Source organism: Streptomyces sp. NPDC006925 (genome assembly GCF_042869575.1).
Classification (GTDB): domain Bacteria; phylum Actinomycetota; class Actinomycetes; order Streptomycetales; family Streptomycetaceae; genus Streptomyces.
On sequence record NZ_JBIAGB010000035.1, the window covers coordinates 1 to 12805 of the forward strand.

Here is a 12805-nt window from a genome sequence, read left to right on the forward strand (position 1 = left end):
CCCCGACGCCCCCCACCCCGGCCCCCCCCAGCAGGACCGCCCCGGACCCCGGGGCGCGCCCGCCCCCCGGGCGGCCCCCGCTCCTCGGGCCCAGCCCGCCCCTCGGGCGGACTGGGCCGCGGGCGGCCGGCCGGCCCCCGCGCCGGTGGGCACTACAGCGCCCGGCGCGGCGCCGGACGGGTCACCAGCCGCGGCTGGCGTAGCGCTCCGTCTCCGGCAGGGTGTCGCAGTTGATGCCGACCATGGCCTCGCCCAGGCCCCGGGAGGCATCGGCGACGATCTTGGGGTCGTCGTAGAACGTGGTGGCCTTCACGATGGCCGCTGCGCGCTTGGCCGGGTCACCGGACTTGAAGATCCCGGAGCCGACGAAGACGCCCTCGGCACCGAGCTGCCGCATCAGCGCCGCGTCCGCCGGGGTGGCCACACCGCCCGCCGAGAAGAGCACGACCGGCAGCTTGCCCGCCGCCGAGACCTCCTTGACCAGCTCGAACGGCGCACGCAGTTCCTTGGCCGCCGCGTAGAGCTCGTTGTGGTCCAGCACCGTCAGCTTGCCGATCTCGTTCTTGATCTGCCGCATGTGCCGGACGGCCTCGACGACGTTGCCGGTGCCCGCCTCACCCTTGGAGCGGATCATGGCCGCGCCCTCGGCGATCCGGCGCAGGGCCTCGCCCAGGTTGGTGGCGCCGCAGACGAACGGCGTGGTGAAGGCGAACTTGTCGCTGTGGTTGACCTCGTCGGCCGGGGTCAGGACCTCCGACTCGTCGATGTAGTCGACCCCGAGCGCCTGGAGGACCTGTGCCTCGACGAGGTGGCCGATGCGGGACTTGGCCATCACCGGGATCGAGACGGCCTCGATGATGCCCTCGATCATGTCCGGGTCGGACATCCGGGCCACGCCGCCGTCCTTGCGGATGTCGGCGGGCACGCGCTCCAGGGCCATCACGGCGACGGCGCCGGAGTCCTCGGCGATCTTCGCCTGCTCCGGCGTGACGACGTCCATGATCACGCCGCCCTTGAGCTGCTCGGCCATGCCCCGCTTGACGCGGGCGGTGCCGGTCTCGGGACGCTGTGCCGCGGCGGAGTCGGTGGCGGTGGACGGAGTTGACACGTTCGACCTCGCTGAAGGAGTGATGTTCGAGGGACCGCTCAGGTCCGAAGAACCACACTCTCGAACAGGGCGGCCTGCGAAAAGGGCCAATCGCCGGGCTGTGGCCTGCACGGCTGACGCAGCCCGTCGACGGACTGCGGGCGCACCCGGGGCTGCGGCGGCACCCCGGCCGGACCGGTCACTCCGCGGATGGCTCCCGGCCGGGGTCGGCGGGCAGCAGCGGGGGCTCGTCGTCCATCTCGAACGCCAGCGGGAAGGGCGCGTGCCCGGCCAGCCGGAACCAGCGGACCGTACGGTGCCGCCGCAGCGCCCGGGCCGCACGCACCGCGTCGTTGTGGAACCGGCGCGCCATCGGCACCCTGCGCACCGCCGCGCTCAGCTCGGCGGCCGTCTCCCGGCCGCCCGGAGCCGCCCGGACGGCCTCGAACTGGGCGCTCTCGGCGAAGACGGCGCGCAGCGCCTGGCTCAGCTCGCTCTCCGCGACCTCGCGCTGGTCCTCGGCGGCCTGCCGGGCACCGTGCGCGGCCTGGTGCAGCACCATGGAGGCCGCCGGATCCAGGACGCCCGCGGTGGCGAGTTCCTGAGCGATGGAGGCGCGGCGCAGCAGCGCGGCGTCCAACGCGGCCCTGGCCGCGTCGATCCGCGCGTGCAGCCGGTCCAGCCGCCCGGCGGTCCAGCTCAGATAGACGCCCACGAGCAGCAGCGCGACGACGATCCAGATGACGGTGGTGAGGGTGGGCATCTCGGTTCCGGGGCTCAGTCCCGCGCGAGGCCGAACCGGGCCCGCAGCCCGGTGCGCTCGTCGGGGGCGACGGAGGCGGCGCCGTCCGCGACCGTCTCGTAGACGGCGAGGATGTCGGCGCCGACGGCGGACCAGTCGAACCGCCGCACGTGCCGCGAGCCGCGCTCGCGCAGGTCGGCACGGCGTGCGGGGTCGGCCAGGAGGCGTACGGCGGAGTCGGCCAGCGCGTCGGCGCGGCCGACCGGGAACAGCTCTCCGGCAGCTCCCCCGTCGAGCACCTGCTCGAAGGCGTCCAGGTCGCCGGCGAGCACCGGGGCACCGGCCGACATGGCCTCCACCAGGATGATCCCGAAGGACTCGCCCCCCGTGTTGGGCGCCGCGTAGAGGTCCACGCTGCGCAGCAGCCGGGCCTTGTCCTCGTCACTGACCATGCCGAGGAACTCCACGTTCCCGCGCATGGCGGCCGGGAGCTGCGCCACCGCCTCCTGCTCGTCCCCCCGTCCGGCGACCAGCAGCCGGGTGCCGGGGGCCGCCTCCAGGATGGCGGGCAGCGCCTTCATCAGCACCGGCAGGCCCTTGCGCGGCTCGTCGATCCGGCCGATGAACCCGATCGTGCGGCCCTCGGGGCCGCCCTGCCACGCGGGCTCGGGTTCGGCGCGGGAGAAGAAGCCGACGTCCACCCCGTTGGGGATGGTGACCGCGTCGCCGCCCAGGTGTTCGACCAGGGTGCGGCGCGCGTACTCGCTCACCGCGATCCGGGCGCTGATCTTCTCCAGCGCCGGCTGGAGGATGGGATACGCGGCGATCATCGCCCGGGAGCGCGGGTTGGAGGTGTGGAAGGTGGCGACGATGGGCCCCTGCGCCGCCCAGCACGCCAGCAGGGAGAGCGAGGGCGTGGCCGGCTCGTGGATGTGCAGCACGTCGAAGCGGCCCTCGTGCAGCCAGCGGCGGACCCGCGCGGCCGACAGGAAGCCGAAGTTCAGCCGCGCCACCGAACCGTTGTACGGCACGGGCACCGCACGTCCGGCCGAGACGACGTAGGAGGGCAGCGGCGTCTCGTCGTCCGAGGGTGCCAGCACGGACACCTCGTGCCCCAGCCGGATCAGGTGCTCTGCCAGGTCGCGGACGTGGAACTGGACGCCGCCGGGCACGTCCCACGAGTAGGGGCAGACGACTCCGATCCTCATCCGCGCCCCCGTTCCGCGGCCGGTGCGAGGTCGGCGAGCCAGAAGCGCTGGAGCATGTGCCAGTCCTGCGGATGTGCGGCGATCCCCGCCGCGAAGGTGTCGGCCAGGGTCTGTGTCATGGCCGCGACCCGCTCCCGGCGTCCCTCGACCGGCGGTACCGGGATCGGCTCGTGGACCCTGGCCCGCATCCGGGGCGGCGCCTCGTACCAGAGCGTCACCGGCATCAGCAGTGCGCCGGTCTGCTGGGCGAGCAGCGCGGGGCCCGCGGGCATCCGGGTGGCCTCGCCGAAGAAGTCGACCTCGATCCCGGCGGCGGATAGATCGCGGTCGGCGACCAGGCAGACGAAGCCGCCCGCGCGCAGCCTGCGGGCCAGCGTGCCGAACGCGGAGGCGCCGCCGTGCGGCAGCACCTCCATGCCCAGGCTCTCGCGGTAGGCGACGAACCGGTCGTAGAGGGTCGCGGGCTCGAGGCGCTCGGCGACGGTGGTGAAGGGGGTGCGGGTCGCGGTCACGGCCCAGGCGCCGGCCAGGTCCCAGTTTCCCATGTGGGGCAGCGCGAGCACGACCCCGCGCCCGGCGGCGAGCCCGTCGTGGAGCAGGTGCGCGTCCTGGACGTCGACGCTGTCGAGGATGTGCCGCTCGCTGTAGTCGGGCAGCCGGAAGGACTCCATCCAGTAGCGCAGATACGAACGCATCCCGGCGCGGGAGAGCTGCCGCAGTTGTGCCGGGGAGGCGTCCGGGACCACCCGGGCGAGGTTCGCCTCCAGCCGGGCCACGCCCTTGCCGCGGCGCCGCCACGCCGCGTCGGCCAGGCTGCGGCCGAGTCCGGCGGCCGCGGGCCCGGGCAGCTTCCGGACGCCTGCCCAGCCCAGTCCGTACAGCGTGTCGGTCAGCCGACCGCGCAGCGCGCTCAAGCGGTCCTCCCGGGTTCCTCCGCCTCGTCCTGCGCGGTGCCCTCGGCGGCGTTCCCCGGGGCCGCCTTCCGCTCCTCGGCCTCGGCGACCTCGGCGGCCTCCCGGCGCACCGTCACCACCCGCTGGCCGAGCGTGACGGCGCTGCCGACGGCGACCACCCACAGCGCGATCGGCAGCAGCACACCGATGTAGGGGACGCCGAAGGTGGCCTCGAAGCCGGACAGCCCCGCGAGTACCAGCGTGATCACCAGCCGCTCGGCGCGCTCCACCAGGCCGTTCACGTCCACCGGCAGTCCGATGCTCTCGCCGCGGGCCTTGGTGTAGGAGACCACCTGCCCGCTGGCCAGGCAGAAGAGTGTCACGGCGCACAGCATCAGGTCGTCGCCGCGGCCCGCGTACCACAGCGCGATCCCGCCGAAGACGGCCGCGTCCGCCACCCGGTCGAGCGTGGAGTCGAGGAAGGCGCCCCAGCGGCTGGAGCGGCCCAGCTGCCGCGCCATGTTGCCGTCCACCATGTCCGAGAAGACGAACAGCGTGATGACGACGGTGCCCCAGAAGAACTCGCCCTGCGGGTAGAAGACCAGGGCTCCCGCCATCACTCCCAGGGTGCCGACCAGGGTGACGGCGTCGGGGCTCACACCCCGGCGCAGCAGCATCGCGGCGAACGGGGTGAGAACACGCGTGAAGAATGCACGCGCGTACTTGTTCAGCATGACCGTCCCTGGTGCGTCGAGAGTGAGCCGGATGACGGTGTGGCCACCGGGTGGCCCATCGTAGTCACGCGGCGGCGGCGCCCGGCGCACACGGTCGGGTAGTGCCGTGTTCCACGTATGGACGCCCGCAGGCGGCGGTGCAAAGCTCGAAGGACCGCGGTCCTTCGCGACCGCTCGGTCCCCCCAGCGTGCTCCAGCAGGTGACGACCGGAAGGCGGGACACATGGCCGAGAAAGCGCACGCGCACCCCGGAGCCGCCGGCAGGGCGACGGCGGCCGACCACCCCGGTTCGATTCGGAACGTGGTGCTGGTCGGCCACAGCGGAGCGGGCAAGACGACGCTGGTGGAAGCCCTCGCCCTGGCCTCGGGCGCGATCGACCGGGCCGGCCGGGTGGAGGAGGGCACCTCGCTCTCCGACCACGACGAGATCGAGCAGCGGCGGCAGCGTTCCGTGCAGCTCTCGCTGGTACCGCTGCGGTGGGACGGCATTCGGGTCAACATCCTGGACACCCCGGGGTACGCGGATTTCGTCGGGGAGCTGCGGGCCGGGCTGCGCGCCGCGGACGCCGCCCTCTTCGTGGTCTCGGCCGCCGACGGGGTGGACGGAGCCACCCGGCTGGTGTGGCAGGAGTGCGCGGCCGTCGGCATGCCCCGGGCCATCGTCGTGACCCATCTGGACGCCGCCCGCGCCGACTTCGAGGAGATGACCGCGAGCTGCCGGCGGGAGCTGGGCGGCGACGACCCGGACACCGTCGTCCCGCTCTACCTGCCGGCGCCGGGCGCTCGGCGCTCCGACGGCACGGCCCCGGTCACCGGTCTGATCGGACTGCTCACCGGGCGGCTGTTCGACTACACGGACGGGAAGCGCACCGAGCGTGACCCGGACGAGGGACATCGGCAGCTCGTCGCGGAGGCCAGGAACCGGCTGATCGAGGGGATCATCGCGCAGAGCGAGGACGAGTCCCTGATGGACCGCTACCTGGCCGGCGAGGACTGCGACACCAAGACGCTCGTCGAGGACCTGGAGAAGGCCGTGGCCCGGGGTACGTTCCACCCCGTGCTGGCCGCCGCCCCCGCCGCCGGGAGCGCCCGGCAGGGACTGGGCACCGTCGAGCTGCTGGAGCTGATCACCGGCGGTTTCCCCACACCGGAGGAGCACGGGATCCCCGCCGTCACGGCGGCCGACGGCACGCCGCTCCCGCCACTCGGCTGCGATCCGGAGGGTCCGCTGGCCGCCGAGGTCGTCAAGACCTCCTCCGACCCCTACGTGGGCCGGGTCTCCCTGGTGCGCGTCTTCTCCGGCACCCTGCGCCCCGACGACACCGTGCACGTCGCCGGGCACGGCGCCACGGCCCCGGACCGGCAGGGCCGTCCGCCGCACGAGGAGGACGAGCGCATCGGCACGCTGTCCGCGCCGTTCGGCAAGCAGCAGCGCACGCTGGACGCAGCCATCGCGGGCGACCTCGCCTGCGTGGCCAAGCTCAGCCGCGCCGAGACCGGCGACACCCTCTCCGCCAAGGACCGCCCGCTGTTGATGGCTCCCTGGCAGATGCCCGACCCGCTGCTGCCCGTCGCCGTCCAGGCCCACAGCAAGGCGGATGAGGACAAGCTCTCCCACGGGCTGGCCCGGCTGGTGGCCGAGGATCCGACGATGCGGCTGGAGCAGAGCCCGGACACCCATCAGTTGGTGCTGTGGTGCATGGGCGAGGCGCACCGGGACGTCGCGCTGGAGCGCCTGCGGTCCCGCTTCGGGGTGCGGGTGGACACCGTCGAGCACCGGGTGGCGCTGCGCGAGACGTTCGCCTCGGCCGCCCGGGGGCGCGGGCGGCATGTCAAGCAGTCCGGCGGACACGGCCAGTACGCCATCTGCGACATCTCCGTCGAGCCGCTGCCCGCGGGTTCCGGCATCGAGTTCGTCGACAAGGTGGTGGGAGGCGCGGTACCACGCCAGTTCATCCCTTCGGTGGAGAAGGGCGTCCGCGCCCAGGCGGCCAAGGGAGTGGTCGCCGACTATCCGCTCGTCGACGTGCGGATCACCCTCGTCGACGGCAAGGCGCACTCCGTCGACTCCTCGGACGCGGCCTTCCAGACGGCGGGCGCGCTCGCGCTGCGCGAGTGCGCGGCCGGGGCACGGATCGCTCTGCTGGAGCCGGTGGCCGAGGTGGAGGTCGTGGTCCCCGACGACTATGTGGGCGCCGTGATGAGCGACCTCTCCTCCCGGCGCGGCAGGGTGCTCGGTACCGAACAGGCCGGTGCGGGCAGCACGGTGGTGCGCGCCTCGGTCCCCGAGATCGAGATCGGCAGGTACGCGGTCGACCTGCGGTCGATGTCGCACGGCACCGGCCGGTTCTCGCGCGCGTACGCACGGCACGAGCCGATGCCGCAGCAGCACGCGGCACGCGTGCTCGACGCGGAGGGCGGCCCCGCAACGCGGTGAGACGCGGAGGCGCCGCCGGTGGCCGCAACCGGGAACCACTCGTGCGGGCGGTCGCTGCCGACCCCTTCCCTGAGGCAAGATGTGTGCCGACCGCGGCAGTTGGGAAGCCGTCTGGCGTGGTCGGCGGCACCTCCGGACCTGCGCCGGGTCGGCACCGGGTGCCGCGAGCCTGATCCGAGCGGAGTGGGGGCCCAGTGGCCGGATTCGACGATCTCAGCAGCCAGCCCGACGTGGCAGCGGAGTTCACCCCGGGTGCCCAGGTGCCCATCTCCGGGTCGGGCGGGCAGACGGCGGCGTCCCAGGCGCTGGCCTCGGCGGCCTACCGCGACGACGAGGTCGAGAAGCTGGTCGCGGCCAACCCCGACGCCGGTTTCAAGAAGCCTCGGCTCTCCCTGTTCGAGCCCAACCTCGGTGAGGCGTACTCCCGCGCGGTGCAGACCCGGCTGCTCGGCGGCGCCCGCGCCCCGCTCATCCAGTCCTTCGGTATCGAACCGCAGACCATCGTGGAGCACTGCCTGGCCGCCACCCGGGTGCGCAAGCAGCGCGACGCACGGCTGACGGGTGTGATGGTGCTCTTCGGGCTGCTGTTCCTGCCCGGGGTGCTGCTGTGGCTGCTGGCGTTCCAGCTGCGCCGCATGATCGCCGGGTCCAAGGACAAGCGCGCCGGGGCTGTCGGCATGGTGGTGCTGGTCGCCGTCGGGGCGCTGGCCGTGCTCTTCGCGATCAAGCTCCCGGTCAGCGGCTTCTGGGGGATCTATCTGCGGGCGATGCTGATCGCGCCGGTGGTCGGCGGGATGTGGGCCAAGCAGATCTGCGAGCGGTACGCCAAGGATCTGCGCGCCCGGTGGCAGAGCCTGCTGGGCGGCACCGGGGTCGGCGCCAAGATCCCCGAAGCGGTGCCCCAGGACCCGGGCGACGCGGGCGCCGAGCGCATCCGGCTGGGCCTGGCCAAGGTCGCCGCCGAGCAGGCCAGCAACCTGATCTACTACGCGGGCCCCAAGGGGATACTGGGCATGGGGACCCGGTGGGGCAGTTGGCAGCTCGCCGAGGAGCTGACACCCGCGCGGGAGGGCGAGGAGATCAACCCGTTCCGCAGCTGGGACGTCATCCGCGCCATCCACGACCAGCTCCGCCTCCTGGAGCGCGGCCCGCTGCACACCGGCGGCTTCCCGACCCCCTCGATACGGCACTGGGTGGTCTCCCCCATCGCCGAGGGCGCCAAGGCGGTCAAGCGCCCCGAGGGCCAGGAGGTCGAGGGGTACCGCATCAAGGAATTCGAGATACAGCGCATCTGCAACGAGCAGCAGTTCGGCGCCGGCAACCGGCACTATCTCGGCGTCCAGTTCGTGCTGTGGGACGGCCAGTTGGTGATCACCCTGCTGATCAGCGTCACGGTGCTGCACCACACCCTGCGCATCGAGGTCACCGGCCACGCGCTGGGCCCCGTCGACGGGCTGTTCACCAGCGGCCCGCAGGCCAAGACCAAGGAGGTCGCCAAGAGCGTCAAGTTCTGGGAGACCCGCACGGTCAACCTGCCCCTGGTCGAGACCAAGGAGGTGGTGCGCCTGGCCGCTCGGGCCCCGCTGACCTGGTTCCCGCCCGTGCTGGACTTCCTCGGCGGCAAGCTCTCGCTGCCCGAACCGTTCGGCCTGCGGCACACCTGGGCGAAGAAGCCGTGGCGGCACCGCTTCATGGCCGACGACGCGATGCGCGCCGCGACGCCGGTCCTGCGGGTCGTGCACACGGCCGCCATCAAGGTGCTGGAGGAGAACGGCTGCAACGTCGAGCGGTTCGGCTCCCGTTCGCTCAACCTCAGCGCCGCCGTGCAGGACGCCAAGCCGTTCAAGGCCGACGTCTACGACGCCTGAAGCCGACGGCCGAGCCCTACGGCGACTGGAGGGACGCCCGCGGGATCACCATGCCTCGGCCAGCATCGCGCGGGTGTCCGCCAGGAGCTGCGGCAGGACCCGGGTATGGCCGACGACCGGCATGAAGTTGGTGTCGCCGCCCCAGCGCGGCACCACGTGCTGGTGCAGATGGGCGGCGATACCGGCGCCCGCGACCGCGCCCTGGTTCATGCCGATGTTGAAGCCGTGCGCTCCGGAGACCCGCCGCAGCACGGTCATCGCACGCTTGGTGAACTCCGCCAGCTCCAGGGTCTCGGCCTCGTCCAGCTCGGTGTAGTCCGCCAGGTGCCGGAACGGCACGGTCATCAGATGGCCGCCGTTGTACGGGTAGAGGTTGAGCACCGCGTAGACCTTCTCGCCGCGGGCGATGATCAGGCCGTCCGCGTCGGACTTCTCCGGGATGGTGCAGAAGGGGCAGCCGTCCTCGGCGCCGGGGCCGCTCGGCTTGTTCTCACCCTGGATGTAGGCCATCCGGTGAGGTGTCCACAGGCGCTGGAACTGGTCCGGTGCCCCCACTCCGATCTGCTGCTCCGGCTCACTCGTCATGCCCGCCAGCTTATGCGCCGGGCGGCGCGGGACACGAGGAGGGGGCGGACCCGCCGCACGGCCGCCCCCCTCTCCGCGTCACTGCGAACTCACAAGGGGTCACACCTGGATACGGCGCTCCACGGCGTGGAGGATCTCCGCGATCGCCTCGTCCTGGGGAATGCCGTTCTTCTGCGAGCCGTCGCGGTAGCGGAAGGACACCGCTCCGTTGGCGACGTCCTCGTCACCGGCGATCACCATGAACGGCACCTTGGACTTCTGGGCGTTGCGGATCTTCTTCTGCATCCGGTCGGAGGAGGAGTCCACTTCCATCCGCAGGCCCTTGGCCTTGCCGGCGGCGGCGAACTCCGCCAGGTACGGCACATGGTCGTCACCGATCGGGATGCCGACCGCCTGCACCGGTGCGAGCCACGCCGGGAAGGCGCCCGCGTAGTGCTCCAGGAGCACGGCGAAGAACCGCTCGATGGAGCCGAACAGCGCACGGTGGATCATCACGGGCTGCCGGCGGGAGCCGTCGGCGGCGGTGTACTCGAGGCCGAACCTGGCGGGCTGCTGGAAGTCGACCTGGATGGTGGACATCTGCCAGGTGCGGCCGATGGCGTCCCGGGCCTGGACGGAGATCTTGGGCCCGTAGAAAGCGGCGCCGCCCGGGTCCATGACCAGGTCGAGGCCCTGCTTGCCCGCGGCCTGCCGCAGCGCCTCGGTGGCCTCCTCCCACTCCTCGTCGGTGCCCATGAACTTGTCCGACTCGGGGTCGCGGGTGGACAGTTCCAGATAGAAGTCGCTGAGGCCGTAGTCACGCAGCAGGTTCAGGACGAAGGTGAGCAGGTTGTCCAGCTCGTCCGGCATCTGCTCCTTGGTGCAGTAGATGTGCGAGTCGTCCTGGGTGAAGCCTCGGGCGCGGGTGAGCCCGTGGACGACGCCGGACTTCTCGTACCGGTAGACGGTGCCGAACTCGAACAGCCGCAGCGGCAGCTCCCGGTAGGAGCGGCCGCGGGCGCGGAAGATGAGGTTGTGCATCGGGCAGTTCATCGCCTTGAGGCGGTAGTTCTGCTCGTCGAACTCCAGCGGCGGGAACATGCCGTCCGCGTAGTGCGGCAGGTGCCCGGAGATCTCGAAGAGCCGCTCCTTGGTGATGTGCGGCGTGTTGACGAAGTCGTAGCCGGACTCCTCGTGTCGCCGGCGCGAGTAGTCCTCCATCACCTTGCGGACGACACCGCCCTTGGGGTGGAAGACGGCGAGCCCCGAACCGAGCTCCTCGGGAATGGAGAAGAGGTCCAATTCGGTGCCGAGCTTGCGGTGGTCGCGCTTCTCGGCCTCGGCGAGGAACTCCAGGTACTGCTTGAGCTCGTCCTTGGTGGGCCATGCGGTGCCGTAGATCCGCTGGAGCTGCGGGTTCTTCTCACTGCCGCGCCAGTAGGCGGCCGCGGACCGCATCAGCTTGAAGGCGGGGATCTGCCGGGTGGAGGGCAGGTGCGGGCCCCGGCACAGGTCCTTCCAGCACAGCTCGCCGCTCTTGGCGTCGAGGTTGTCGTAGATGGTCAGCTCGCCGGACCCGACCTCGGCCGAGGCACCCTCGGCGGCGTCGGCCGCGTTGCCCTTGAGACCGATCAGCTCCAGCTTGTACGGCTCGTCCGCCAGCTCCTCGCGGGCGTCCTCGTCGGTGGTGACGCGGCGGGAGAAGCGCTGGCCCTGCTTCTGGATCTGCTGCATCTTCTTCTCGATGCGCTTGAGATCGTCGGGGGTGAAGGGCTCGGCCACGTCGAAGTCGTAGTAGAAGCCGTCCTTGACGGGCGGGCCGATGCCGAGTTTGGCGTCCGGGAAGAGCTCCTGGACGGCCTGGGCCAGCACGTGCGCGGTGGAGTGGCGCAGCACGGCCAGACCGTCGTCGCTGGTGATCTCGACGGGCTGGACCTCGTCGCCGTCGGCCAGCGGACGGGCGAGATCCCGCAGCTCGCCGCCGATGCGCGCGGCGACGACGGAACGCTCCCCCTCGAAGAGCGCGGCGGCCGTAGTGCCCGTGGTCACCACGCGCTCTTCCCGCTCGGAATCGCGTTGGATGGTCACACGGACATCTGACACCGGTCTCTCCTGACTCTCACCTGGGATACGCGGCCCGCGCCGCGCCGTCGAATCGTACCGAGCCACGGCGCCCGACCGCGAAACGGTCATGGCCCGCGACGGGAATCGGCCGCGAAGCCCTCCGCGGCGGGAAGCGGCCCCGGCGGATGCCGCCGCGGCCCGCCCTGCGGCCGAGGCACCCGGCGGGCGGTTCGGCTGCCGGTCAGCCGCGCGGATCGGGCCGGTCAGCCGCCCATGCCGCGCTCGAAGTCGTCGAGGGCCTTGCGCAGCCGCTTCAGCAGGCGTTCCCGGGCTTCCTCGGGCACCGGGACGGGGGTGATGTCGTGCGCGCCGCTCAGCCGCCGGAAGCCTCCCCTGCTCTCCAGCAGCCCGGCGATCCGCAGTGGCAGCCCCGCCAGGTGGGAGTGCACGGCGCGGAGGTAGCCCTCGTCGTCCAGCCGGGCCCGCACCTGGGTCACCTCGGCACCGGCCAGCACGTCCAGCCGCACCGAACCGGGCTCGCCCGGCCGGGCGCGGCGCAGCCGTACGACGGTTCCGGTGACCCGCACCGGGACCGGGGGCTCGACCCGCACGTAGTGTCGCCCGGCGAGTTCGAGTGCGGGCAGGTCGGCCGGGGTGAAGACGAGGGCCGGGGGCCGTCGCGGGCAGTCCCGGGGCGCTCCGGCCGAACGCGACCAGGCGAGGGTGATCCGCACCCCTTCGGTGCCGCGTACCAACTGGCACAGGGCTTCGGTGAGTTCGGCGCAGCAGCCGTCGGAGACGGCGGTGTCGAAGTGCTCGGTGGCACCGGTGGTGCGGTAGCGGCACACGGCCTGGGCTGTCGCCCGCAGCGCGCGGCACAGCACGGCCAGCTCCCGGCCGCCGCCGTCCGGCGACCCGGGGGCGGCCGAGGCGGTCAGCGTCCGTCCCGCCGCGCTCTCCTCAGGGCCCTCCGCGTACCGCGCCCGCCGGGTGAAGGCGTCCGCCCGGCGGTCACCGCGGGCCCCGTGGAATCCGGCGCTCCGCTGTGTTGCCAGGGCTCCGGCGCGGAGCATCGCACGGGCTGCGGTGCCCAGCGTCCGGCGTGCCCGCCAGGCGGCTGCCGTGTTGCCGGCGGGCAGTTCACGTCTCCAGTGGATCTCGTCGTCGTCGGCGGCGCCTCGCATCACGCTCTCCGTGTCCCCGGCCAC

Annotated in this window: 10 protein-coding genes; 2 read left to right on the forward strand and 8 right to left on the reverse strand. The window is 72.5% G+C overall.

Annotation, left to right across the window (positions count from 1 at the left end; translation table 11 throughout):
* Positions 1-181 precede the first annotated feature (181 nt).
* From pdxS to pgsA, 5 genes are all read right to left on the reverse strand, one after another.
* On the reverse strand, positions 182-1108 hold the full coding sequence (gene pdxS, locus ACFYNS_RS29765; protein ID WP_360298468.1) for a pyridoxal 5'-phosphate synthase lyase subunit PdxS: 927 nt from the start codon (positions 1106-1108) through the stop codon (positions 182-184).
* A gap of 178 nt (positions 1109-1286) precedes the next feature.
* The gene (locus ACFYNS_RS29770; RefSeq protein WP_360298466.1) at positions 1287-1850 is read right to left on the reverse strand and encodes a hypothetical protein; all 564 of its coding nucleotides are present in this window, start codon (positions 1848-1850) and stop codon (positions 1287-1289) included.
* A 14-nt stretch (positions 1851-1864) separates the two neighbouring features.
* On the reverse strand, positions 1865-3037 hold the full coding sequence (locus tag ACFYNS_RS29775; RefSeq protein ID WP_360298463.1) for a glycosyltransferase family 4 protein: 1173 nt from the start codon (positions 3035-3037) through the stop codon (positions 1865-1867).
* Positions 3034-3951 carry a phosphatidylinositol mannoside acyltransferase gene (locus ACFYNS_RS29780; protein ID WP_360298460.1) on the reverse strand — a complete coding sequence of 306 codons (918 nt, stop codon included), beginning with the start codon at positions 3949-3951 and terminating at the stop codon, positions 3034-3036. The genes ACFYNS_RS29775 and ACFYNS_RS29780 overlap by 4 nt, the downstream gene beginning before the upstream one ends.
* Positions 3948-4664, reverse strand: a complete 717-nt coding sequence (gene pgsA / locus ACFYNS_RS29785) for a phosphatidylinositol phosphate synthase (RefSeq protein ID WP_360298457.1) — start codon at positions 4662-4664, stop codon at positions 3948-3950. The genes ACFYNS_RS29780 and pgsA overlap by 4 nt, the downstream gene beginning before the upstream one ends.
* A gap of 223 nt (positions 4665-4887) precedes the next feature.
* On the opposite strand from pgsA, the gene ACFYNS_RS29790 reads away from it, so the two are divergent.
* A complete protein-coding gene (locus tag ACFYNS_RS29790) occupies positions 4888-7101 on the forward strand; it encodes an elongation factor G-like protein EF-G2 (RefSeq protein ID WP_360298454.1) in 2214 nt (737 codons plus the stop codon).
* 194 nt (positions 7102-7295) lie between these two features.
* Positions 7296-8969: a hypothetical protein gene (locus ACFYNS_RS29795; protein WP_360298451.1), complete on the forward strand. Its 1674-nt coding sequence runs from the start codon at positions 7296-7298 to the stop codon at positions 8967-8969.
* A gap of 45 nt (positions 8970-9014) precedes the next feature.
* Here the strand turns inward: ACFYNS_RS29795 and ACFYNS_RS29800 are convergent, their stop codons facing one another.
* The 3 genes from ACFYNS_RS29800 to ACFYNS_RS29810 form a co-directional block, all read right to left on the reverse strand.
* A complete protein-coding gene (locus ACFYNS_RS29800; RefSeq protein ID WP_026005225.1) occupies positions 9015-9554 on the reverse strand; it encodes an HIT domain-containing protein in 540 nt (179 codons plus the stop codon).
* A 99-nt stretch (positions 9555-9653) separates the two neighbouring features.
* Positions 9654-11636 carry a threonine--tRNA ligase gene (thrS, locus tag ACFYNS_RS29805; protein ID WP_388605901.1) on the reverse strand — a complete coding sequence of 661 codons (1983 nt, stop codon included), beginning with the start codon at positions 11634-11636 and terminating at the stop codon, positions 9654-9656.
* Positions 11637-11860: 224 nt separating this feature from the next.
* Positions 11861-12805 carry a hypothetical protein gene (locus ACFYNS_RS29810; RefSeq protein WP_388605903.1) on the reverse strand — a complete coding sequence of 315 codons (945 nt, stop codon included), beginning with the start codon at positions 12803-12805 and terminating at the stop codon, positions 11861-11863.

Bases quoted from the DNA above. Each gene is read 5' to 3' on its own strand.
- pgsA (WP_360298457.1), bottom strand. From the start codon at position 4,664: ATGCTGAACAAGTACGCGCGTGCATTCTTCACGCGTGTTCTCACCCCG.
- ACFYNS_RS29770 (WP_360298466.1), bottom strand. From the start codon at position 1,850: ATGCCCACCCTCACCACCGTCATCTGGATCGTCGTCGCGCTGCTGCTC.
- ACFYNS_RS29790 (WP_360298454.1), top strand. From the start codon at position 4,888: ATGGCCGAGAAAGCGCACGCGCACCCCGGAGCCGCCGGCAGGGCGACG.
- ACFYNS_RS29775 (WP_360298463.1), bottom strand. From the start codon at position 3,037: ATGAGGATCGGAGTCGTCTGCCCCTACTCGTGGGACGTGCCCGGCGGC.
- ACFYNS_RS29800 (WP_026005225.1), bottom strand. From the start codon at position 9,554: ATGACGAGTGAGCCGGAGCAGCAGATCGGAGTGGGGGCACCGGACCAG.